The organism is Psychrobacter cibarius, from assembly GCF_904845955.1.
In the GTDB taxonomy this organism is placed as follows: Bacteria; Pseudomonadota; Gammaproteobacteria; order Pseudomonadales; family Moraxellaceae; genus Psychrobacter; species Psychrobacter cibarius_B.
Map to the genome: position 1 here is coordinate 737678 of NZ_CAJGYX010000002.1, position 25162 is coordinate 762839.

16 protein-coding genes and 1 pseudogene are annotated in these 25162 nt (G+C 43.4%); 12 read left to right on the forward strand and 5 right to left on the reverse strand.

Annotated elements, in window-relative coordinates; translation table 11 throughout:
• Nucleotides 1-270 precede the first annotated feature (270 nt).
• The 3 genes from JMV76_RS06585 (at nucleotide 271) to JMV76_RS06595 (ending at nucleotide 7055) form a co-directional block, all read left to right on the forward strand.
• A complete protein-coding gene (locus JMV76_RS06585) occupies nucleotides 271-6441 on the forward strand; it encodes a DNA repair ATPase (protein WP_201502041.1) in 6171 nt (2056 codons plus the stop codon).
• A 245-nt stretch (nucleotides 6442-6686) separates the two neighbouring features.
• Nucleotides 6687-6857 (forward strand): DUF2256 domain-containing protein, encoded by a 171-nt coding sequence (locus JMV76_RS06590; RefSeq protein ID WP_010196547.1) that lies wholly within the window; start codon nucleotides 6687-6689, stop codon nucleotides 6855-6857.
• A gap of 51 nt (nucleotides 6858-6908) precedes the next feature.
• Nucleotides 6909-7055, forward strand: coding sequence for a DUF2256 domain-containing protein (locus JMV76_RS06595; RefSeq protein ID WP_201502042.1), 147 nt, complete (start codon nucleotides 6909-6911; stop codon nucleotides 7053-7055).
• Between the two features lie 79 nt (nucleotides 7056-7134).
• Here the strand turns inward: JMV76_RS06595 and JMV76_RS06600 are convergent.
• Together JMV76_RS06600 and JMV76_RS06605 are read right to left on the reverse strand one after the other, a co-directional pair.
• A protein-coding gene (locus tag JMV76_RS06600; RefSeq protein WP_201502043.1) for an IS3 family transposase occupies nucleotides 7135-8300 on the reverse strand; the annotation gives its coding sequence in 2 pieces (ribosomal slippage) (nucleotides 7135-8042 and nucleotides 8042-8300; 1167 coding nt in all).
• A 68-nt stretch (nucleotides 8301-8368) separates the two neighbouring features.
• A pseudogene (locus JMV76_RS06605) lies at nucleotides 8369-9450 on the reverse strand (IS3 family transposase); the annotation flags it as partial.
• A gap of 11 nt (nucleotides 9451-9461) precedes the next feature.
• On the opposite strand from JMV76_RS06605, the gene JMV76_RS15240 reads away from it, so the two are divergent.
• Nucleotides 9462-9689 carry an MvaI/BcnI family restriction endonuclease gene (locus tag JMV76_RS15240; protein WP_201502091.1) on the forward strand — a complete coding sequence of 76 codons (228 nt, stop codon included), beginning with the start codon at nucleotides 9462-9464 and terminating at the stop codon, nucleotides 9687-9689.
• Nucleotides 9690-9803: 114 nt separating this feature from the next.
• Here JMV76_RS15240 and metH read toward each other — a convergent pair whose 3' ends face one another.
• The gene (gene metH / locus JMV76_RS06615; RefSeq protein WP_201502044.1) at nucleotides 9804-13592 is read right to left on the reverse strand and encodes a methionine synthase; all 3789 of its coding nucleotides are present in this window, start codon (nucleotides 13590-13592) and stop codon (nucleotides 9804-9806) included.
• A 566-nt stretch (nucleotides 13593-14158) separates the two neighbouring features.
• On the opposite strand from metH, the gene JMV76_RS06620 reads away from it, so the two are divergent.
• The 3 genes from JMV76_RS06620 (at nucleotide 14159) to JMV76_RS06630 (ending at nucleotide 16795) form a co-directional block, all read left to right on the forward strand.
• Entirely contained in the window at nucleotides 14159-14713 is a 555-nt protein-coding gene (locus tag JMV76_RS06620; RefSeq protein WP_045447723.1) for a fasciclin domain-containing protein, read from the forward strand.
• Between the two features lie 342 nt (nucleotides 14714-15055).
• Complete coding sequence (locus tag JMV76_RS06625; protein ID WP_201502045.1) at nucleotides 15056-16006, forward strand: fasciclin domain-containing protein; 951 nt, start codon at nucleotides 15056-15058, stop codon at nucleotides 16004-16006.
• A 183-nt stretch (nucleotides 16007-16189) separates the two neighbouring features.
• Complete coding sequence (locus JMV76_RS06630; RefSeq protein WP_045456151.1) at nucleotides 16190-16795, forward strand: fasciclin domain-containing protein; 606 nt, start codon at nucleotides 16190-16192, stop codon at nucleotides 16793-16795.
• Nucleotides 16796-17154: 359 nt separating this feature from the next.
• On the opposite strand, the gene JMV76_RS06635 is transcribed toward JMV76_RS06630, so the two are convergent.
• Nucleotides 17155-18702 carry an alanine/glycine:cation symporter family protein gene (locus JMV76_RS06635; protein WP_055125213.1) on the reverse strand — a complete coding sequence of 516 codons (1548 nt, stop codon included), beginning with the start codon at nucleotides 18700-18702 and terminating at the stop codon, nucleotides 17155-17157.
• A 1208-nt stretch (nucleotides 18703-19910) separates the two neighbouring features.
• Between JMV76_RS06635 and JMV76_RS06640 the strand changes: the two genes are divergently transcribed.
• The 4 genes from JMV76_RS06640 to JMV76_RS06655 all read left to right on the forward strand — a co-directional run bounded on the left by JMV76_RS06640 (nucleotide 19911) and on the right by JMV76_RS06655 (nucleotide 23775).
• Nucleotides 19911-20543: a LemA family protein gene (locus tag JMV76_RS06640; RefSeq protein ID WP_201502092.1), complete on the forward strand. Its 633-nt coding sequence runs from the start codon at nucleotides 19911-19913 to the stop codon at nucleotides 20541-20543.
• Nucleotides 20544-20805: 262 nt separating this feature from the next.
• The gene (locus tag JMV76_RS06645; protein WP_201502046.1) at nucleotides 20806-21966 is read left to right on the forward strand and encodes a TPM domain-containing protein; all 1161 of its coding nucleotides are present in this window, start codon (nucleotides 20806-20808) and stop codon (nucleotides 21964-21966) included.
• A 74-nt stretch (nucleotides 21967-22040) separates the two neighbouring features.
• Nucleotides 22041-22565 carry a TPM domain-containing protein gene (locus JMV76_RS06650; protein WP_201502047.1) on the forward strand — a complete coding sequence of 175 codons (525 nt, stop codon included), beginning with the start codon at nucleotides 22041-22043 and terminating at the stop codon, nucleotides 22563-22565.
• Between the two features lie 211 nt (nucleotides 22566-22776).
• Nucleotides 22777-23775 carry an adenosine deaminase gene (locus tag JMV76_RS06655; RefSeq protein ID WP_201502048.1) on the forward strand — a complete coding sequence of 333 codons (999 nt, stop codon included), beginning with the start codon at nucleotides 22777-22779 and terminating at the stop codon, nucleotides 23773-23775.
• 158 nt (nucleotides 23776-23933) lie between these two features.
• Here the strand turns inward: JMV76_RS06655 and JMV76_RS06660 are convergent, their stop codons facing one another.
• Entirely contained in the window at nucleotides 23934-24734 is an 801-nt protein-coding gene (locus JMV76_RS06660) for an NAD-dependent deacylase (RefSeq protein ID WP_201502049.1), read from the reverse strand.
• Between the two features lie 35 nt (nucleotides 24735-24769).
• Between JMV76_RS06660 and JMV76_RS06665 the strand changes: the two genes are divergently transcribed.
• Nucleotides 24770-25138 (forward strand): hypothetical protein, encoded by a 369-nt coding sequence (locus tag JMV76_RS06665; protein ID WP_201502050.1) that lies wholly within the window; start codon nucleotides 24770-24772, stop codon nucleotides 25136-25138.
• The last annotated feature ends 24 nt before the right edge of the window (nucleotides 25139-25162 follow it).

Genomic DNA, 25162 nt, shown 5'->3' on the forward strand with positions numbered 1-25162 from the left:
GTATTAATGGGCAAGTTTTTATCTAACAGTATGAATGAGTAATATTTTCTAAAATAAAAAATCTGTCGTGTAGGCGGCAGATTTTTTTGCTAACTCAGGGTGATTCGGAACGACGAATCATGATGAGTTGGTTAATCTAAAAAAATAGCAGTGACCACTCGTTTTTTTAGATTAGCCAAGTGCTACTTTATCAAATGCCTTAATATTTCCTTATTTTCTCTATTGCCCAAAATTCTCTTATTATGTAAAAACAGAAACGGACGAGCAACGATGGCGGATACGCAAGCTTCAAAAAACTCAAATAGCAACGATAATAATAGCGCTAATCAAGCCAACCAAACCGATCAGGCAGTTGCTTCAGGCAATGCTTATGAGCTCATCAAAAAACGTCTGACCGAACAAGGCGGTCGTTTAGAGCAACAGACGCAGACGCTCAATAATTCGCGTCTCGAAGAGTTTGGTAGCACCCAAATGCAAGTCATCGCCCGTACTCGTATTCGCACCGAGTACAACTGTGTGGCACAAGACATGGTGCAGGTCGGTGATTATCTACTGTTTGGCTACAACGTTTTTATGGGGCTCAAACGTGCGAGTAATATTAAAGACGTATTGTCGTTATATCGTCTGAACGAGCCAGTTGGTAATGAAGAAGAGTATCAGCTTGAAGAGGTTGACTTAAAAGGCACTTTTTTGGCTCAAGACGCCTTTGTCCAAGACTTCAATGAGCTTTATCGATACTACAAGCAAACGCGCCTGATTCAAATAACAGTTAAAGACAGCAAATTACTGTTGGCGTTTCAGATTGGCGAGCGTATCACCGATATTCGAGTGTTCCGTTTCGCGTTAGATTTTAGCCAAGGTACGCCAGAGTCGGCGCAAGTCGCTTATGTGGACAATCGAGGCGAGCGTGATATTGAGCTGCCGCCTGCTTATGATTTTGACTGGATTGAGACCACCCGCGATCAAATGGTGAATGGCAAATATCCGCATATGAATATCTTAGACACGATATTTGTGGAAACGGTCGGTGGCGATTTGACCATCAAGATTGAGGACAACACGCAGTCCGGTCAGGGTATTTATAGCGAACCGGTCAATGACCGTACCCAGTCGCTGACGGATGCTGAGATTGCTTATGCCAAAGTCGGCAGTCTAATACTGCTTAAGATATTGCCTTATCGTGAAGAGGACTACCGTTATTTCGTTTATAACACTTTGACCGAAGCGGTGCTGCGATTGGATGCTATTGGTCAATCATGTGTCCAGCTACCAGAAGACCACGGTATCATGTTTCCGGGTGGTTATTATCTACAGACGGGTGAGTATAAGCTGTTTGAGGCCAATAACGTTGGCGCTACTGACTTACGGTTTAAGCGTAAAATTGTATCGCCGAATGGTGAAGATGTTCTATTCTTATTTTACGACAGAGACTTGGGCGTTACGGGGCTGTTTCCTTATAACTTGATTAAAAAGCAATTGGCAAATCCTATCTATTGTAACGGTATGGCTTTGGCAGAGAATGGCCGCTTGGTGCTGTTTAGTGACCAAAGTGAGCCGTCTCGTATTCACCCAATGCAAATCTGGCACACGCCTTATGCCTCACACGAGTATGTGAGTGAGCTGCCAGAGAGCACGAGTTTTTATGGCAAGATTGGCAATAAAGAACTGGTGCGCGGTATCTCAGACCTTTATAGCATTACTCGCCTGATTGATAATCAAAGCGTATCACAGAAGCTCTATGAAGAGCTTACCAATAATACCAGCCGACTCTTTGACAGCTATTATTGGTTGTCTGAGCCTGAGCTGAGCGAAGTCGCTAGTAGTATTAAAGAAGTGACGGCCACGGCTGAGCTGGTCATTGATGAGTTCGCCAAAGTACAAAGTATCCAGAAGCAAACCCAAACCGCGCTAGCCGATGCCGATACGCAGCAAAGTGAGATTTTGCGGCAGATACGCGTCACTAGCTTTGAGTCTGCCAGTGATTATGTCGATCAGCTGTCAGCATTAAGACGCCAGAAAGGCCGTTTGGTCAGCTTGGAAGATTTGCGTTATCTAGATGCTGATAAGCTACAAGCATTGCAAAAGCAATTAGAAGAAGCAGAGGGCGAGCTTGCCGAAAAAACGGTGCTGTTTTTAAGTGGCGAAGAGGCGCTATCAAGCTACGAAGGCATATTAGTCGATGTCAGTGAGCGTTTAAACACCGCTGAAACCAATGCCGAGCTAAAACCTGTACTGGAAAAAATTGATGAGACGGCACAAGGGTTAGATTTATTAACCGAGTTGCTAGGTACGTTAGATGTAGCCGATGCTACGGTGCGTACGCAAATCATCGATGACATATCGACCATTTATGCCAGCTTGAACCAGAGCAAAGCCAAGCTCAATCACAAACGCAAAAATCTAGGCTCAGCGGAGGCCGTTGCGCAATTTGGCGCGCAGTTCAAGCTGTTCGGTCAGTCGATTGCCAATGCGTTATCCATTGCCAATACGCCTGAGAAATCAGACGAGCAAATGGCAAAGCTATTGGTACAGCTAGAAGAGTTAGAGAGTCAATTCGCTGATCCAGAGACTAATAGTGGCGATCAGTTTTTAGCAGACATCATCAGTAAACGTGAAGAAATTTACGAGACTTTTGAAAACCATAAGCAGCAACTGCTCGATGCTCGTAACCGTAAGGCGCAAAACTTAGATGATGGCGCGCTGCGGATGCTTGAGAGTATTAAAAAACGCACGCAAAGTACTGGCGTCACAGGCTTTACAGAGGAAGAGGCGCTAAATACGTATTTTGCGGCTGATGGTCTGGTGCAAAAAGTCCGCAACATCGCAAAAGAGCTGCAAGCGATGGGCTTTAGTGTAAAAGCTGATGACATCGACGCGCGCCTAAAAGCGATTCAGATCGAGAGCTATAAAAGTCTAAAAGACAAGTCTGATCTGTTTGAAGATGGTGGTCAAATCATCAAGCTGGGCAAGCACCGTTTTTCGGTCAATACTCAGCCACTTGATTTGACCTTATTGAGCCGTCAGCAGTCAGATGGCAAGCGTGTGTTGAACTTGCATCTAACGGGTACAGATTATTATGAAGTGCTTAATAATGTTGAGCTAAACGCCTTGCGCCCGTACTGGGACATGAATATTGCTTCCGAATCGGATACCGTTTACCGCGCCGAGTACTTAGCATATAGCATTATCGAAAGTGCCAAAAACAGCCAAGAGGGTTTGACGGAAGCGCGTCTATATCAAGCATACGATGCGACTGTCATTACCCTTGATGTGAATGGCGATATTGATAATGACAGCCCCTTGTCCAAACTGGTCAAAGCTTACGCGACCCCTCGCTATCAGCTCGGCTATGACAAAGGCATTCATGACCATGATGCCACGCTATTACTGATGCAAATACTGCCGACTCTACGTGAAGCAGGGCTGCTGATTTATACCCCGCAAGTACGTGCGTTGGCTCAATTATTCTATTGGCAGCTCAATATCGTACAAGCGCTAGGCTTAGACAGCTTACGCCAGTTCGGTTATGACGCTTGGTTAAATGAGTCCGTGCTGACGCGCGCGAGCAACTGGACGGACAGAGCCGCGACCGCTGAGCAACTGCGCCGTGCCTTGGGTAGTGACACGGCCAAATCTTTATTGGTCGAAGACATGAGCCAAGTGATGCGTGATTTTGTCACTGCTTATAACAATGACAATGCTAACGTTGATAACAACGCCAACATCTTCAAACCAAATTATGTCCAGCTTGCTTGCGAATATTTGGTTAGCGTGATGGGGCAGTCGGTTGAAACCAGTGCAGGCGCAAACAGCACAGTAAACTGGCAAACCAGCCAACAAGCGCAGCAGTTGTGTGAGCAGCTAAGCCAAACGCTAAACAGTGCGTCAGGCAGCCTGCAAAGCACAGCTGGCTTTGACCAACTGCAATCTTCTATTGGCAAGCTTGGCTTCCAACCAAAATCAGCTTATGAGCTGTTGGCAACCTGGTTCCATGCATTACTTGAGAAGATTTGCGGTGAGAATGAATCGGCTAACGTAGCGACTGATGGCACCAACGAAGCAGGTGAAGCACTCAGCGAAGCGCAGCTTGCCGAGATTGAAGCACAAAACGTGCTACGTAAGCAGCAATTAGAAAGTGGCCGTCATTATGTGCCGGAGGCGATAGCCGTTTTACTCACTCAATTGAACGATGCCCAACGTGAAGCCTTGGTGCAACGATTGATTTATTCAGGTGCTAGCTTTGATAAACGGATGGGTGTTAAAGGGTCAGGTAATAAAGGACTAAATGCTAAAGGACTAGGTAATCAAGGTTTAGGCAGTACAGGCACCAGTGCCACGCCATCTGCTTTATCATTTTCCTCAATCACTTCATCGACTATGTCATCGATCACGTCATTGACCAGTATTAATAATCCGCTCAATCAAGTGCAAAGCTTTGAGCGTAGCACGGGTAAAGTGTCGCTTGAAATACAAGTCAATCATTTACTGGGTGAGCATCCACGTATTCATCAGCAGACGTTAACCTTTGCCGTTGATGATTTCTTAAATCGTCTGCATCATCATGATACCCAAATTATCCCTGCCTATAGACGCTATCTGGCCATGCGCTCAGAGATATTGCATGACTCAAAAGAGACGTTGCGACTGGACGAGTTTAAGCCGCGTCCACTATCCTCATTTGTGCGTAACCGTCTGATTAACGAGAGCTATCTGCCACTCATCGGTGATAACCTTGCGAAACAGATGGGTACGGTCGGTGAAGATAAGCGTACCGATTTGATGGGTATTCTCATGATGATATCGCCACCAGGGTATGGTAAAACGACTTTGATGGAGTACGTGGCAAACCGTCTGGGCCTTATCTTTATGAAGATTAACTGTCCGTCACTCGGTCATGATGTGAAGTCTTTAGATCCTGAAAAAGCGCCCAATGCCACCGCACGAGAAGAGCTGAATAAAATCAACTTAGCTTTTGAGATGGGCAATAATGTCATGCTTTATCTCGATGATATTCAGCATACGCATGCGGAATTTTTACAGAAATTTATCTCGCTCGGCGATGGTACACGCCGTATTGATGGCGTCTGGCAAGACAAAACCAAAACTTATGACATGCGCGGCAAAAAGTTCTGCGTGGTCATGGCAGGTAACCCATATACCGAGAGCGGCGAGGCCTTCAAAGTGCCAGACATGCTCGCCAACCGTGCCGATATCTACAACTTAGGCGATATCATGAGCGGCATGGAAGAAGTGTTTGCGCTTAGTTATATCGAAAACTCGCTGACCTCTAATGCCGTATTAGCACCACTTGCCAACCGCGATTTGAGCGATGTGCATCGTCTCATCAAAATGGCGAAAGCGGACAATGCGAATCTTGCCCAAGCTCAAAGCGGTGATTTGACGTATCCGTATAGCACTTCAGAGATTAATGAGATTGTCGCGATCTTGCGTCATATGTTTAGGGTGCAAGAAGTCATTCTGGATGTTAACCAAGCGTATATCGCCTCTGCTTCGCAAGACGATAAGTACCGCGTTGAGCCGATATTTAAGCTGCAAGGCAGTTATCGTAATATGAATAAGATGACTGAAAAGCTGTCGGCGGTCATGAATAAGAGTGAGCTGAACCAGCTGATAGACGATCACTATTTGGGAGAGTCACAGCTACTGACCGAAGGCGCAGAGAGCAATCTGCTCAAGCTTGGCGAGATGCGCGGTGTGTTGACCGAAGCAGAAATGCAGCGTTGGACGCAAATCAAAGCAGACTTTTTACGTAACAAAGCCATGGGCGGAGAAGACGGTGATACGGGCGCGCGTATCGTTGCCCAGCTGGTCGACTTGGCCAGTGGCTTCAATGCCATCAGTAGCCAGTTTGAGATATACTTAACGAAAAATGATCCTGAACAAATCGCTCGATTACGAGAGGCAGGACAACAAGCGCAGCTTGATGCGCAGTTAAACGGCCAATTAGAAGCACAGAAAATCCTTGCCGATAGCGTGATCAATAATGCCAAAGTCGTCAGTGACAGTATCGATAATGGCTTTGAGAAAAGTCTGAATCAGCTGATGCAAATATATAAGCATGATCACAATGCTGAGAAGGCAGAAGGTGAGTATCTCAAGCAAAACCAAGAGGTGCAAAAAGCGCTGATGGTGCAGCTGGTCAATGCCGTTGAAGAGCTAGCACAGAAAATGGCCAATAGCTTGTCTAGTAGTCTGACTGAGAGCCTGATTAAAAATGAAGAGCATCAAACCGTAGATAGCGATGCGCCTGACATCACTCAGCAGACCGCACTTATGGCAAACGCATTAAAAGAGGCGCTTGCACCGCTGACGATGCGGATGGATGAGAAATTACTCATCGATAGCAGTACCGATCAATCAGGCAAGCTAATTGTCAATAGCCTCAACAGGCTAAATAAAATCTTTGATGATTATGATTAATAACTACTGATTAATAGCTGACGATTAACAACTAATGATTGGTTATTAACGCTTATGAGCAATGCTGATGAATAGCACTATAAATAGGGCTTATGATTGAGAGACAGTGGTAATATAGTCGGCAACAGCTACTTTGGATACGATGACGGCGAGTGAAATCACTATAAACAGTAGATCAAGCAAGCCTGACACCGTATCCGATGATAGTGAATCGACTATATATTAAACAAACCAATGAGAAAATTATGGCGCACAAAAAGAAGAACGTCCGCAAAAAACTCTGCCCTGTCTGCGAGCGCGAGTTTAGTTGGACTAAGAAGCTGGATAAAAACTGGGAGAGCATGGTCTATTGCTCCGACCAATGCCGACGGGTGAAAAAGTATGAAGGGCTGGATCATCAAAAAGAAGATAAATAGGCAGTAAACATTAACCATAGATATGAGATATACGGCAGAAAGGAGCAGACCATGGCACATAAGAAGGTAAACCTACCGCAAAAAACCTGCCCCGTCTGCCAGCGCCCGTTTACGTGGCGTAAAAAGTGGGAGAAAGACTGGGAGCAGGTGATTTATTGTTCTGAGCGGTGTCGGCGGACTAAAGGTAAAGTAGATTGAGTTAAAATCTGAACAATAGAAAATCGCCACGTTTGACCCCTGCCGTCAAATCCGTACAGTTAAACTTGGGAGATTTTAGTTACGCCGCTTGACGATAATAGTCAAACCACACCTGTCTTGGCGATTTATAGCCTAAACCCTTTTGAATTCTCGTTTGGTTGTAGTACAACTCGATATATCTAATGATATCGGTAATAGCGGCAAATCTGGTCTTATAGTCCTGATGATATACCAGCTCATTCTTTAATACACCCCAGAAGCTCTCTATGGGTGCGTTGTCATAACAATTACCTTTGCCACTCATTGAGCCTATAAACTGATGCTGTTTAATAATCTTATGATACGCATGGCTACAATACTGACTGCCTCTGTCAGAGTGAACAATTAGTCCCTTGCTTGGTCTCTTATTCTTAATTGCCATGTTCAATGCTTTGCAAACTAAGTCAGCGGTCATACGTTTGTTGATGGCATAGCCAACCAGCTCTTTGGTATACAAGTCTTTAACGCCTGCTAAGTACAGCCAGCCCTCGGTTGTCCAGATATAGGTGATATCACTGACCCATGCTTCGTTAGGGCGGTTGACGTCAAACTGCTGATCGAGCACGTTGTCATAGACCAGCTTGTTGTGGTTTGAGTCGGTAGTAACTTTAAAACGCTTATGACGACGGCATTTGATACCGTGTTCTTCCTTGATGCTTCTGACCATGTATGGGCTGATATCATATCCTTGCTCATTTAGATGCGCATGCAGACGCTCAAAGCCGTAGCGCTCCTTTGTTTCACTGTGTGCCGCTTTGATTAGTAGCTCAGACTGGTTACGATGTATCTGCTGAGCGCTGATGTCACGACCCAGCCAGTCGTAGTAACTTGAGGGTCTAATATGTAGTACACGGCACATGCTACTGATGCGAAAGAGTTGCTGGTTGTCTTTAACAAAGGCGTACTTTACTAGCTGTGTTTGGCGAAGTACGCCGTCGCCTTTTTTAGAATTTCGCGCTCCTCTTCGGCAACTTTCAGCTGTCGCTTGAGGCGCTTATTCTCTTCTAGCACGGCCATTAGCTGTGGGTCATATTGCTCAGTCCCTGCAAGCTTGCCTTGAGTGGCTTTGTTTTGCCAGTTAGATAGCGTTTGCATGGCTATGCCAAGCTGCTTTGCAGTCGCTGAAACATTACCCTTATTGTCTGCTATATTCTTAATAGCTTCGGCTTTAAATTCATCGCTGTAGGTTCTTACTTTCTTGACCATGGTAAACTCCTCTTTGAGTCGTTAGTTTACCAAGTTTAATTGTACGGTTTCTTCAGCATAGCTCATTAGTACAGCTCAATATAGCCAATGATATCGCTGATGGCTGTAAACCTTGTTTTATAGTCTTCGTGATATACCAGCTCGTTCTTTAAAGTGCCCCAGAAGCTTTCTATGGGTGCATTGTCGAAGCAATTACCTTTAGCGCTCATTGAGCCTGTAAACTGATGCTGTTTGATAATCTTGTGGTAGGCATGGCTACAGTACTGACTGCCTCTGTCAGAGTGAACTATTAGCTCTTTGCTGGGCCGTTTGTTCTTGATGGCCATGTTCAATGCTTTGCATATTAGATCAGCGGTCATACGTTTGTTAATGGCATAGCCAACCAGCTCTTTAGTGTATAAGTCTTTAACCCCTGCTAAGTACAGCCAACCCTCATTCGTCCAGATATAGGTGATGTCACTGACCCAAGACTCATTAGGACGCTTAGCATCAAACTGCTGATCCAACACGTTTGGATAAACCATTTTATTATGGTTTGAGTCTGTAGTGACTTTAAAGCGTTTATGGCGACGGCATTTTATGCCATGTTCTTCTTTGATACGTCTGACCATGTACAAGCTAATATCATGGCCTTGCTCTATGAGCTTTGCATGCAGTCGCTCAACACCATAGCGCTCACGAGTTTCACTGTGAGCAGCCCTAACCAGTAGCTCAGACTGATTACGATGTATCTGTTGGTCACTGATATCACGACTCAGCCAGTCGTAATAACTTGATGGCTTAACACTTAGCACACGGCACATAGTGGTGATGCTAAAGAAGTGCTGATTATCTTTGATAAAGGCGTACCTGACTAACTGTGCTTTGCAAAGTACGCCGTGGCCTTTTTTAGGATCTCTCGCTCCTCTTCGGCAACTTTAAGTTGTCGCTTGAGCTGCTTTATTTCTTGAAGAGCCGTCATAAGATCAGGATCGTATTGAGCTGTTCCTACAAGTTTGCCTTGATTAGCTTTGTTGTTCCAGTTCGATAAGGTTTGCATGGCGATACCAAGCTGCTTTGCGGTCGTTGAAATATTGCCGTTGTTGTCTGCTATCTTTTTAACAGCTTCGGCTTTAAATTCGTCACTGTAGGTTCTTACTTTCTTGGTCATGATAAACTCCGATTAATACGCTTAGTTTACCAAGTTTACTTGTACGGTTTCTTCAGCATAGCTCAGTACATCAGTTATTACCATTGATAGATCAAGGAATAATAACTTTAGATCACTTGATAAAAAGAAAAAATGGAACAAATCGTACAAGCGAAAAAGGACCATTTTTTAAAATAAAACCTGAGAATTTGAACATGCTTTTCCCAGAACCTGTATTTTACTCTCTAGTTGAAGATTGAGTAAATCTATATTAATTCACCTAGACTGGTAGATAAAAGCAAAAGCAGGATTGGTTACTTAAGCAACCAATCCCGCAGCAAAAATTATTATAGAGACTCCTAACTAAAACCATCTTACAAATTCGGATTTAACCACTTCTCAGCAGTCTTCATATCCCAGCCTTTACGCTCAGCATAGCTCTCTAGCTGATCACGGCTTATCTTACCGACGTTGAAATACTCACTGTCAGGATGCGAGTAATAGAATCCGCTGACCGATGACGCAGGCCACATCGCATAGCTTTCGGTTAGCGTTGTACCAATCGCATCTACCGTACCGAGCCAATCAAACAATTTGCCTTTTTCGGTATGCTCAGGGCAGGCAGGGTAGCCAGGCGCAGGGCGGATACCCACGTATTTCTCTTTGATCATCTCATCATTAGTGAGTGATTCAGTCGGTTGATAGCCCCAATACTCTTTACGGATGAGCTCATGCAGATGCTCAGCAAAGGCTTCAGCTAAGCGATCAGACAATGCCTGCACCATGATGGCATTATAGTCATCACCTGCTGCTTTGTACTTTTCAGCCAGTGCTTCTGTACCGACGATAGAGACGGTAAAGCCGCCCAAGTGGTCAGTGTGGGTGTTAGATGGTGAGATAAAGTCTGCCAAGCTAAAGTTAGGCTTGCCGCTGGCCTTGTCGCTTTGCTGACGTAAGTGCTCGAATTGATATTCTGCTGCGCCGCCTTTAGTAGTACGGTCATAGACAGTAACGGTATCGGCACCCGTACGGTGAGCTGGCATAAGTTTGAACACCCCTTTGGCGACGATTAATTTTTCATCAATCATCTTTTGCATCAGCTCATTGGCATTATCGAACAAATCGCGTGCCGCTTCGCCGACTACATCATCTTGCAATATTTTCGGATACTTACCGACCAGACCCCAAGAGATAAAGAATGGTGTCCAGTCGATATAAGGCAGCAAGTTAGCGATTGGATAGTCATCAAATATCACTTGCCCCAGCTTATTGGGGACTGGTGGCACATAGTTTTCCCAATCATACTGAAAACCAATCTTGACCGATTCGGCATACGTGACCTTCGCCGCTTTTGGTTGACGCTTGGCAAGGCGTTCACGTACTTTGACATACTCTTCGCGAGTTTCATCGATAAGCGCTTGACGGTATTCTTTGGAGAGCAGTTTAGTGACTACACCGACTGAGCGTGAGGCATCAGATACATAGATGACGGCATCATTTTGGTATTGTGGCTCGACTTTAACTGCTGTATGCGCTTTGGAGGTCGTTGCACCGCCAATCATCAAGGGTAACGTCATGCCGCGCTCTTGCATTTGCTTGGCGACATAGACCATCTCATCGAGACTTGGGGTAATCAGACCTGATAAGCCAATGATATCGACTTCTTCTGCGATAGCGGTATCGAGGATTTTTTCACACGGGACCATGACGCCCAGATCAACGATATCATAGCCATTACAGCCCAGCACCACGCCGACGATATTTTTACCGATATCATGGACGTCACCTTTGACCGTTGCCATGAGGATTTTGCCTTTCTTTTCACCCTCGACTTTTTCCGCTTCGATATACGGATTTAGCCACGCAACGGATTGTTTCATCACGCGAGCTGATTTGACCACTTGTGGTAAGAACATTTTACCGGCACCAAATAAGTCACCGACGATATTCATCCCGTCCATCAATGGCCCTTCGATGACTTCTAGTGGCTTGGGGTATTTCTCCCATGCTTCTTTGGTATCGGCTTCGATAAAGGTGGTAATACCTTTCACTAAAGCATGGGCAATGCGTTCTTCTACCGTGCCTTCGCGCCATGACATATCAACGGTGCTGTCTTTTTTCTTGCCACCGTTTTGGTAGTTTTCAGCCACAGTCATCAGACGTTCGGTGGCATCTTGACCGCTCTCACCTTGGTTGCGGTTGAGCATCACATCTTCGATGGCGTCGCGTGCTTCCTTTGGAATATCATCGTACAGTTCAAGCATGGCAGGATTGACGATACCCATCGTCAGACCGTTTTGAATCGCATGATAAAGGAATACGGAGTTGATGGCTTCACGGATAGGATTACCACGGAAACTGAACGAGACGTTAGAGACACCACCCGATACCATCGCATTGGGCAAATTATCGGTAATCCATTTGGTGGCGTTGATAAAGTCCGCACCATAATTATTGTGCTCAGTGATACCAGTGGCAACGGCAAAAATGTTCGGGTCAAAAATAATGTCTTCTGATGGGAAACCAACTTCATTGACCAACACATCATAGCTGCGTTGACAGATTTGAATCTTACGCTCGTAAGTATCGGCTTGACCGTCTTCATCAAATGCCATGACGATAACGGCGGCACCGTAGCGCATACAAAGCTTGGCACGCTCAACGAATTCAGCATGACCTTCTTTTAATGAGATAGAGTTGACAACGGACTTGCCTTGGATACGCTTAAGGCCTTCTTCGATGATGTCCCATTTAGACGAGTCAATCATCAGCGGTACGCGGCTGATATCAGGTTCACCAGACACCAAGTCGACGAAATGAATCATCGCTTGCTTGGAGTCGAGCATGCCTTCGTCCATATTGATATCGACGATTTGCGCGCCGCCTTCGACCTGATCTCGCGCCACATCGAGTGCTTCGGTATAGGCTTCGGTTTTGATCAAGCGTAAAAACTTTTTAGAGCCTGTCACGTTGGTACGTTCACCCACGTTGACGAACAGGCTGTCGGCATTAATAGTAAATGGCTCAAGACCTGATAAACGGCAGGCAGGTGGGATATCTGGAATGACGCGCGGTGGATAATTTGCCACCATTTTAGCGATTTGACGGATATGCTCAGGCGTCGTACCACAACAGCCACCAACGATGTTTAAGATACCTGCTTTGGCAAAGCCTTCGAGCAGGGCGGCGGTTTGTTCAGCTGTTTCATCATATTCACCAAACTCGTTGGGCAGACCTGCGTTCGGATGCGCTGACACGTAGGTATTAGCAATGTTCGATAGCGTTTGGATATGCGGACGCAGCGCATCAGCGCCTAATGCGCAATTAAAGCCAACCGATAATGGCTTGGCATGGCGGATTGAATTATAAAAGGCTTCAGCGGTTTGACCTGATAGCGTTCGACCTGAGGCATCGGTAATCGTTCCCGAAATCATAATTGGTAGCTCAAAACCAATATCATCAAACACGCCTGTGATGGCAAATATCGCTGCCTTGGCATTTAGCGTATCAAATATTGTTTCGATGAGGATGAGATCAACACCACCTTCTATCAGGCATAAAGTTGCTTCACGGTAATTTAGTACCAATTCGTCAAAGGTAATGTTACGAAAAGCTGGGTCATTGACGTCAGGTGATAGCGAGCACGTGCGTGAGGTTGGCCCCACGACACCAGCGACAAAACGCGGTTTCTCAGGCGTTTTTGCCGTAAATTCATCCGCCGCTTGACGGGCAATCTTGGCTGCTGTCTTATTCAGCTCAGGCACTAGATACTGCATATCGTAGTCAGCCATCGACAGACGCGTACCGTTAAAGGTATTGGTCTCGATGATATCGGCACCAGCTAGCAGATGATCGTGATGAATGTCTTTAATCATGTGCGGCTGTGTCAGTACCAATAAATCATTGTTACCGCGTACGTCTTGATTGATATCGGCAAAACGCTCACCACGATAGTCGGCTTCTTCTAATTTATAGGTCTGAATCTGTGTACCCATCGCCCCATCTAACATCAAGATGCGTGATGCCATTTGCTCGGTGATACGTGCACGTGCCGTCAGTTGCTGCTCTTTATAAGGAAACGCGGCAGGTGGCGTTAAAATAAAGTCATCAGCGGATGATGGACTAGAAGTAGGATCAGATTGAGAAGTCATCGTTTGAGTCATAGGAGCGCTGCTTATATCGTCAATGTTATAAAAGGGGAAGTAATAAGAATAAGAATAATAAATAGCGTGCAACATTCATAAAAGGCGTGGGCAAATCCGCATTATTCTAGCATGAAAATCATATCTCACGTGGGACAGTACTTATTCCTCTTTGGCAATATGTTGGACAAAAAATCTGCCTGTTGATTGAGTGAGCATGATGTTCAAAGTTTATGCCATTAAGCGATTAGGAACAAATGAATATCATTTCGCTTAAAGATTACATAAAGCTTTGTTTCTATAAATGAAAGCACAACGATTGTGCTTAAAAGTCAGACAGAGTTTACACCTGTACTACAAAAAGTTGCGTAAAGAGGAATTGATAAAGCTTGGTTATATGTTAATTTAATTTCAGAAGGATTGGCGTTTCATAAGCAATACTTACTAGTAAATGTTAATAGTTGTATTAGTGACATCTAACATTTACCACTATTATTAGCGCTAGTATTTGCTATAAGGGAAGACGATCTAATCTGCAAGACAGTTATAGAACAGTCAATAAATACTCAATCATTAAGGATAATGTTATGAAGCTTACTAAAATTGCTACCATCGGTACATTAGCACTCTCAATCGCTGGTTTAAGCGCTTGTAATAATATGATGCCAAGCAAAAGCGCAGCCATGAAAGCGCCTATGCACAGTCAATCTATGGCAAAAATGAATGTGGTACAAGTTGCCCAAAGTAATCCTGACTTCTCGCTACTGGTCGAAGCCGTCGTAGCGGCAGATTTGGCGGGTGCTTTGTCTAACCCGAATGCAAACTATACAATATTTGCGCCGACCAATGCCGCATTTGTACAAGTCCTGCAAGAAACAGGCATGAGCAAAGCACAACTATTTGCCAACAAGCCACTATTGACTAAGATTTTAGGCTATCACGTGATTAACGGTGCTGCGCCAGTATATGCGAAAGACGTTAAACCGGGCAATATTACTATGTTCAGTAAAGATACTCTGATGGTCACCAATCAGGGCAAATTGATGGATGAAAATGGTCGTACTACCAATATCATAAAAACCGATATTGCTGCTAATAATGGCGTAGTACATGTTATTGATAGAGTATTACTGCCCAAATAAGATTGATTTCAAAATTTCAGTTAAAGAATTATATCCCTATTACTTTGTATGATGCAGCTGGTATGAGTACCAGCTACCGTCTTTGATGACATGATTGTTAAATACACGCTATTTTGATTGCTAACGGTTTTAGATGAAGCTCCTTTAGATTAAATTGCTAGTATTTAGAATGTTTGAGATGTTTTTTAAGCATGTCATCATTATTGTTTAACACTACGACAATAAACGACAGTCATCTTTGTTTCTTGTTGAAAGCTTTGATCATTTAACAATTTCAATCATTCGACGGATGCTACTGACAAAGTAGATGGTCCATCTGGACTTATACATAAGGATATACTCATGCTAAAAAGAACCCTATTATCTCTGGCGCTTGCCATGACCGTTTTGCCACTAGCCGCTTGTAATGACGACGACAATGATTTTTCAGTTATTGTAGAAGCGCCAACACAAAATATTGCAGAAATTGCTGCTGAAAATAAAGATTTAACCATTCTTAACGCTGCATTAAAGGCATCTGGACTTGATAAAGTTTTGATGTCATCAGAGGACGAATTTACTGTATTTGCACCTACTGATGCTGCATTTGCTGAATTATTGGAAGAGCTTGATGTGACATCAGAAGAGTTATTGGCTGACAAAGAGCTATTAACCATGGTCTTAACTTATCATGTTATTCCCAATATGACAGTCAAAGCTGCTGACATTCCTTATGGCGACAGTATCGAAACAGTCAATGGTCAAGCGATCTCTATTAGTGATGCCAATGTCATTATGGATGCAAGTGGGGATACCTCTAAAACTATCAAAACAGATGTATTGGCCACTAATGGCGTCATTCACCTCATTGACGACGTATTGCTACCTACTGACAAGTCTATAGTCGATCTAGCCGTTGCCACAGAGGATCTCAGTATCCTCAAAGAAGCGGTGGTAGCAGCAGGATTGGCTGATGTCCTCGCTGATGAAGATGCTGACCTTACCGTCTTTGCACCAAACAATGCCGCTTTTGCTAAATTATTAGCTGAACTTGATATAAGTAAAGAACAGCTATTACAAGATAAGCCGTTGTTGACGAAAGTGCTCACCTATCATGTGATTGAAGACGACCGCGTCTTTGCCTCTGAAATTATGGCAGGCAGTCAAGAGATGTTGGAAGGCAGCAGCATCACATTTGACGATAAAAAACAAATTACCGATGGGAGAAATCGTACCTCTAATATTGTGACCGCGAATATACAAGCGAACAATGGAGTTGTACACGTGATCGATACAGTGTTGCTACCTAAGTAAGCATTGATCAGAAATTAATCAGTTAAAATTATAGTTATTGGTATAGCAGAGGCGACATTATTACTATTGTTTAGTTGCTATCATTTGCAACAGATAAGTGGTTCGCTGTTATATACATTAACTGGGTTAAGTTATTTGTCAAACAAGTCACTTAACAGACCATCCCTTTATAAGGAAATACTTATGTTGAAGAAAAACTTACTTTCTATTGCTGTCGTTACAGCTGCCATGTCATTAGCCGCTTGTAATGATAAAGAAGCAGTTACTGATCCTGTTGAGCCTGAAGTGACTACTGAAGAAGTGGTTGTAGAGCCGGTTGCCGAAGTTGAGCCAATGACTGAAGCCGATCCAATGGTCGATACTGCTGCGACGCAAAGCATTGCTGAAATAGCAGCTGGCAACGAAAATCTAACGATTCTAACGGCTGCATTACAAGCTGCTGGCTTAGATACAATGATGATGGATGCTGGGACTTATACGGTATTTGCACCAACTGATGATGCATTTGCTCCTGTTTTAGAGAAGCTAGGCGTTACTAAAGAAGAGCTATTAGCCGATACAGATCTGCTGAAAAAAGTACTTCCGTATCACGTAGTGCCTATGGTCGTTATGGCAGCTGACATTCCTTATGGTACTGATGTTGCTACTGTAAATGGTGCTACTATCAATATTAGTGATGCTAATGTCATCACTGATGCGACTGGTAACACGGCTAATGTTACTGGTACAGATATCATGGCAACGAACGGTGTGGTTCACACTATCGATGCAGTATTGATGCCTGAGTAAGTTGTTTCTATAGTCTCTTTATTGATGATTAATTAATTATTTAAATAATGACGTCGAAGAAGCCTAGCTATTGAGCTGGGCTTTTTTGCGTTTGGGGGATACCTAATGTTTACCATAGCATTGATATAAGTCAGTCGCATGAAAACGGTTCAATGTAGTGGAGAGTAAGATAAACAGCCTCTCATTGGTTCAAAATGATGCGAGTTTAAAGAGTAATGATGACTTATGTAAGACGTTTATTGGAGGTTTATGAATGCAAAGGTTTGAAACAAAAAAAGCCCGAAACGATTATTTCGGGCTTTTGCTTTGGAAGTTTGAATAACAATTATGTTAAAGAATAATAGCTACGTTATAGAATATTACTTATGCTCTTTACGTAGTGGATCTGCTGCCATTCTTTGTTGCTCTTTTAGATGACGCTCTTCCCAATAAGGGGCGTTTTTGATGCCGAATTTTGCAGGATCAAAACTGTAGCGCTCAACACCTGCTTTACGCTGTGCTTCATAGTCTTTTAGCATAGTAAGCGTTGGACGAGCCACAATGAAGATGACCAAAATACCAACGATGTTCAACCAAGCCATAAGCCCAACACCAATATCACCAATAGCCCAAATGTAGCCAGCTGAGTTTAGGCCGCCGTAAGCAACCATCACCATGATTAAGATTTTGACTAAGAATAGACCAGTCTTGTTGGCACTGCGACCGACAAAGCGAGTTAGATAAGCAACGTTCACTTCAGCGATGTAGTAGTAAGCCAAGATAGTGGTAAAGGCAAAGAAGAAGACAGCAATAGCGATAAAGGTATTACCAAAACCACCATAAACAGATTCCATCGCCATTTGTGTGAACGCAGGGGCGTTGATTTCAGTGGTAGCAGCGACATTCTGTACGATGAACTGACCGTCTGGTAATGTTCCTTGAATGTTGTAAGTACCCATGGTTAGGATCATGAAGGCAGTAGCAGAACATACTAATAGGGTATCGACATATACTGAGAATGCCTGAACCAAACCCTGCTGTGATGGATGCTCAACTTCAGCAGCAGCAGCAGCATGAGGACCTGTACCTTGACCTGCTTCATTCGAGTAAATACCACGTTTTACGCCCCAACCAATCGCTGCACCAAAACCTGCTTGAGCAGTAAATGCATCGCTAACGATTAGACCGAATACTTGTGGAATCATATCAAAGTTAGTAAACATGATGATCAGTGCAAGAACGATATAGCCCAGTGCCATAAAAGGAACGGCATACTCGGTAAACGTTGCGATACGCTTGATACCACCAAAGATGATAATGCCTAATACCACAAGGATAATGGCTAAGGCTACTAGACGCATTGAGCCAACTTCTAAGGCGCCAATGCTCATAACAGACCCTTCGCCCATTACCTGTGCGAAAGCATTGATAACGCCGTTTGCCTGTACACCTGGTAAAAATATACCACAAGCGAGGATAGATGAGATTGCAAAGAGGATGCCATACCATTTTTGGCCAAGTGCGCGTTCAAAATAGTAAGCTGGGCCACCGCGATATTCGCCAGTGATGACATCTTTTTCTTTATAAATCTGTGCGAGCGTAGACTCAACATAAGCAGTAGATGCGCCTAAGAAGGCCACGACCCACATCCAAAATACGGCACCTGGGCCACCGAAGCCGATAGCCGCAGCTACCCCAGCGATGTTACCCATACCCACGCGTCCTGCGAGTGATACGGCAAGTGCCTGAAATGATGAAATACCTTGATCACTAGATTTACCAGTAAAAAGTAACTTGATCATTTCACCGAACAGACGCACTTGTACGAAGCGCGTCATAATGGAATAAAATAGGCCCGCGCCCAAGCACAGATAGATCAGTGCGGGGCTCCAGATAATTCCGTTTACTAAGTTAACTAAACCTTCCATATGTATATTCCTAGTACTGTCTCAAAGTGGCTCTGTATGCTAGGAGTAAGCTAACTGGTTAACTTACTTATTTAAGTTAAGCAGTTAAATTATCTACATCGACTCATGTATATCCGTTAAGTCTCATACGCGCTTAGCCACTAAGAATGGACTGTAGTTGTCTGTAGTTATCCGCTTGGTTTATCAGTAATATTGACGGTTTGCTTATGCTTATTACCGACGATATGTGTATCAGCATAGTTGCAAGGCGTAAGCTGTCTCAATTACTGCGACATTTATCTTATCAATTAATATCTGAGATGAATGTTCAGTAGACCAGTGGATAAAACAGGCGGTTATAATATTAAATACTTATCATGCCGATAGCATTCAACTTTTTGTGAGCGGTATTGATTGACTACAGGGTTGGTGTGGCTGATTGAAACGATTAAGCGAATCTCTAATAACTGAGTAATATTTTACATAGAAATCAACAACTCGCTAATACTAATCAAGCCATAAGTCCACTACCAAATGTATTCAAACCGTACGGCTACGTAACTGCAATTTGCCATATTTTTGTAGTAATTACTAGAATTTTCTTTGTACAGAAGCATATATATTCATATTGAGTCAGGCAGATATGACTACAAATAACGATAAAATATCGCATGTTTTGACCGTTGTTAGATGTCGAATCAATAGATGAAGCCACATCGACTACACAAAAACAGAGCGGTCATTCATCGCTTATCTGTCACTCCTCTATACTGGACAAGGTATGCACTAAAGATAATGTCAGTGGTTCGATGATATTTGTGAGGTAGATGTTATCAATAATAGGTAATAAAAACGAGCAATAGTCATGGGATAGCAGTGTGGTTTTGCGGTTGTGTTTTGGTAACGGCTAATTGTAAAAATACTGAGATAGCGCCATCATTGTGTAAGATATCTTATCCTATAGTTTCGTTATCGTTGATAAGACGAGACTCTAGTAGAGCGGCATACGATTGCTATCGTACTTATTAACTGCTGTTTTTATGTTTAGTATGGCTTTAATATAAGTAATGTGCCTTTATTATAAAAAATTATAAAAAATATACGGCTTCCATATAAATAGACATACATTTGCATGACCTCATTTATCAGCTTCAAAATACAAGCTTTAAAAAATTATTAAAAAAGTGTTACTGGTTATTTATTATTTACCATTATTAGGAGAAACAATGATGACGCGTCAATCAATTGTAAAACCCATATTGCTCGCGACCGTGTTAGCGACGTCTACCGTCGGTCTAAGCGGTTGTGGCTACAACAACCTGCAGGCTCAAGATGAGCAAGTTACCGCGTCGTGGTCAGAAGTGGTGAACCAATATCAACGCCGCGCTGATTTGGTGCCAAACTTAGTCAAAGTCGTGCAGCAGTATGCTGAGCAAGAACAAGAAGTGTTTACTCAAGTAGCTGAGGCACGCTCTCGTGCTGGTAGCATTACGGTGACGCCAGAAGTACTGAATGATCCAGAAGCGATGGAGCGTTATGCAGCTGCACAGGAACAGATGACAGGTGCATTATCACGTTTGATGGCTGTCTCTGAACGTTATCCTGAGTTAAAGTCAGATGCTTTGTTCCAAGACTTACAAGCCCAGCTCGAAGGCACTGAAAACCGTATTGCCGTCGCTCGTAACCGTTATATTCAAGAAGTGCAAAGCTATAATACGACGGTGCGCCAATTCCCAACCAACATTACAGCAAAAGTATTTGGTATGAATGCCAAGCCAAACTTTAGCGTGGCGAATGAAGACGCTATTTCAACCGCACCAAGTGTTGACTTCGGTGATAATAAGTCAGCGACAGCTGAGTAGTGGTGATTGAGTAGAGACAAAAACAGAGCGGAATTTGCCGCTCTGTTTGTTTAAATTTTTATCGTTTAGCTTAGTTAGCCACTAGTTTGCTTAGCCACATTTTTAAAGGTATTGATGGATATGAATGCCTATTAAACTTAATACCAAATCCAAAAAGTACGATTAGCTATGTCAAATTTGGTTTTTTTGCTATGCTAATTTTTGTGAATGGTATCACGTAGATTCACTCAGTACAGATGTCACTTGAGGTGGTATAGATTAGATGAACAATTCAAAAGCAATCCTATCAGTATTACTGTTCACACTCAGCATCAGTAGTGCGCCTGTGTTGTATGCTGCGCCTAATGAAGCCATTGATAGCACCTCAGACATGCAAAGTCGTAGTGTTGAGGACTTGGTAGCGATTGCCAAAGCGGGCGAGTCTAATGAAGCGATCAATGACGCTGTATTGGGTAATGATGCAATCAATGATGCCATTTTAGGTAATGAGGCGATCAACCCTAATGTGGCTAATAATGAGGCAACAGTTGGGTCAACAGCCGCAAATCCTTCTCCTATACAGTCGAATGCACCCAGTGTCGATGCCAATAAACTTATATTAAATAATCCTGTCGTTGATCAGGCTAATATTCTAAATCCGCAAGAAAAACAGCGTCTAGAGGCGCAGCTTAGAAATATTTATCAGCAAGGTCTTGCGCAAGCAGCGGTGGTTATCGTGCCTACGACCAATGGTGTTCCTATCTTTGACTATGCTCTACAAGTAGCTGAGAAGTGGCAGCTGGGCAATAAAGACATTGATGATGGCTTACTCATGGTAGTCGCCGTCAATGACCGTGATATGTACATTTTGACGGGTTATGGACTAGAGGGTGTCTTACCAGATGCAGCCGTCAATCGTATTATTCGTGAAGATATCACGCCGTTATTTAAGCAAAATAACTATGGTGCTGGAATAATAGCTGGCGTTGACGCACTCAAAACGCGGCTGACTGCTGATCCTGAGGTATTGGCTCGTGCTGATGCGCAAGCAGCTGAGCGTAGTGCACAACAAGGTTCAGACGAGCTACCATCGCCCATATTTTTATTCATTATGGCAATGATATTTGGAAGCTTTATTACCAGTATTTTTGGTCGTGTATTTGGTTCTATTATTACTGCTGGTGGGTTTTTTGCGGGATCGTTAGCCTTAGGCGGTGGTTTTTTTATGACCGTTATCATGGCTATCTTCTTATGGCTATTTTTGATTTCACGTGGCGGCGGCGGAGGTAAAGGTGGGTCTGGCGGCGGTCGTAGAGGCGGCGGTATGATATTCCTACCTGGTATGGGCGGTGGCGGCGGCTCTGGCGGTGGTGGTTTTGGCGGCGGTGGCTTCGGTGGTAGTGGCGGCGGTTTTGGCGGCGGCGGTGCTGGTGGCTCGTGGTAGACGCTTGGTAGATGCTTAAGTAAGAACGGATACTAAACGACCGTCAGCAATGACGTATTTGAGGAAATAGTAAAATGTCAGAAAACAACGCGTCAAATCCCAGTTTTGCCCGCTGGTGGCGTCAAGTCTTATTTATTCCTATATTGCATAGTAAATGGTTAACAGCAGCGGCCAAAGCACGTTTGACAGATGAGGTGACCCGTGCAGAGCGAGGGCATCGGGGTGAGGTATTTTTGATTATAGAAAACCATCTGCCGATTCAAGACGCCTATTATATTGGCTGTCGCGAACGTGCGATTGAGCTGTTCAGTGAGTATCGAGTTTGGGATACTGAAGAGAATACGGGCGTCTTGGCGTATGTCAATATTTGCGAGCATCAGTTAGAGATCGTAGCTGATCGTGGTATCAGTGCTCATGTCAGCCCCACCGTTTGGCGGGCGATGTGTGATAAGGCCGTGTCAGGTATTGCCAATCAAAAAACCGAAGAAAGCTTGGCTGAATTGTTAGATGAAGTTGGGCAAGTGCTGCGTCAGTATTATCATTTGGATCAGGATCCAGCGGGTAACGAGTTGTCTGATACTGTGGTGTTTTTGAAGTAACGTTGATGAAGCAGTCTGATGGCTTGTTATTTTGCTAGCATCGTGTTCTTTTATGGGGTTTTGGCATCAATTACAATATAATAGCGCCTTTAGAAATCGAGGGCGACTGATATATTGCTCAAGCGTCTATACAGGCTTTGCATTTATAAAGGCACTTCTCAAAAGCACTTCTCAAAAGTACTCTACTACAAAAAGCCGTCACTGGAATCCTATGATTGATTTAATAAAGAAATTACCAAAAGCTGAGCTGCATTTACATATTGAAGGCTCACTAGAACCTGAGCTGATGTTTAGATTGGCCAAAAAGAACCAGATAGAGATTCCTTATAAAAATATAGAAGATGTGCGCAACGCCTACAACTTCACCAACTTGCAAACCTTTTTAGATATCTACTATGCAGGCGCAAATGTTCTGATCACTAAAGATGATTTTTATGATTTAACGTGGGAATATATACTTAAGTGTGTTGAAGACAACGTCATTCACACAGAGATATTTTTTGACCCGCAGACGCATACTGAACGAGGCATACCTTTTGAAGTGGTGATAACAGGTATCAAACAAGCGCTTGCAGATGCCAAAGAAAAATATGGTATCACCTCTTGTATCATCATGTGTTTCCTAAGGCATTTATCACAAGAAGAAGCGTTTGAGACCTTAGAGCAAGCATTGGCATTCAAAGATGATATCATCGGTGTCGGTCTTGATTCGTCAGAGCTGGGCAATCCACCATCAAAATTCAAGGATGTGTTCAAAAAAGCTAAAGAAGCAGGTTTTAAGCTGGTCGCCCATGCTGGTGAAGAGGCAGATTTTTCGTACATTTACGAAGCACTGGACTTATTAAATATCAATAGAATCGATCATGGTGTGCAATCGATAAAAAGCCCAGAGTTGATGCAAAGACTGAAAGATGAGCAAATGCCGCTGACCGTTTGCCCGAACTCAAATATTGAGCTGAAAGTCTTTGATAATTACAAAGAACACAATATCAAAGAGCTGCTAGATTATGGTCTAAATATCACCATAAACTCAGACGACCCAGCCTATTTCAAAGGTTATATGAATCAGAACTTTATAAATATATGCGAAAATTTACCGCTAACAGAAGATGATGTTGTTACTTTGGTAAAGAACTCCTTTAATGCCTCATTTATTAGTGATGAATTAAAAGCAGCATATTTGGCGAAAGTTGATCTGGCACTAAAGTAAATCAACTATGATTAGGTTTTAGTACCCGAGGCTTAACGGTTGATATCAATCGTTAAGCCTTTTCTTTTTTACACGATATGCTTTTTAGGTTCAAGTGACTTAAGTTTAGGCGACTTAAGTTCAAGCGACTTAAGTTCAAGCGACTTAAGTTCAAGCGACTAGAGCGCAGTGATTTTCTGGATTAATAACGGCATAATCACACCAGCTTTTTCTGCTAAGATGATATCCACAATAGTATTCGGCGTTGGATTGGGATTTATCTCAATAATTTTGGCACCATTTTGCTTCGCTAACTGTGCGAGTCCAGCGGCAGGATAGACGAGACTAGAGGTGCCAATGCTGATAAATACCTCGCAATTCGCCGCCGCATCTTCTGCCGTTTGCCATGGTTGTGCTGGTAATGCTTCGCCAAACCAAACGATATCTGGTCTGATATAGCCATCGCAATGGCGACAGGTCATCAGTGTGTCATCAAAATTGATTGTATCCTCGCTATGATACGAACCCCTCGATTGACTTTGGCAGACTGTCTCGCATTGACTACAGCGGTTATGCCACAGATTGCCATGCAAATGAGTTACCGTGCTGCCAGCTTGCTCATGTAAATCATCAACTTTTTGAGTGATAAGCATTAATGATTGATTGGACGACTGAGTATGGTATTGCCACTGCGCTAAGGCAACATGTGCAGGGTTTGGTTTTTTATCTGCGACCAATTGCCTGCGCCATTGATACCATGACCACACCAGTTTTGGATCACGAGTGAAAGCCTCAGGTGTCGCCAAGTCTTCCACACCATAGTTTTCCCACAAGCCTGTTTGCTTATCTCGAAAAGTTGGAATGCCACTTTCGGCTGAAATCCCTGCACCCGTTAAGATGCAAACATGCTGTTTGGATGTCAATAATTTAGCAGCAACTTCTACTTCTGCTATTAACGCTGGTGATAATTCTGCTAACATGAGCCAACCCTTGCTAATAATGGATATCTCTTCTAATGATAGATGGAATTTGGTGGCTTGTCATATTGTTTGCTGTTATTGCCGCTTTATGGTTGTTGGCAAAGTCACGCGGCGTAAAAGTGGGTGAGACAATTCATAATAAATCGTCTAAAAGCGTGAAAAAACCTATTAATGACGACCTGCAAAAAACATCCGTGCTGATCAAACAGTATTTTCCTGATTATCGAGTCATACGCAAAAACAATCATTTGTTGCTCAGTAAACAAGATAAAAAAATTGCAATGATTACGATGGATAAGAAAATTGCTTCAGGTCAGCGCCTGTTGGGTAACGTGCCCGTGATTAATTATCATCGTGTGCCTAACCGTGCCCAGCTAGCAGCTAATTTGCAGCAAGCAGAATAGGCGAGTGTTATAAGCAAAATGCCT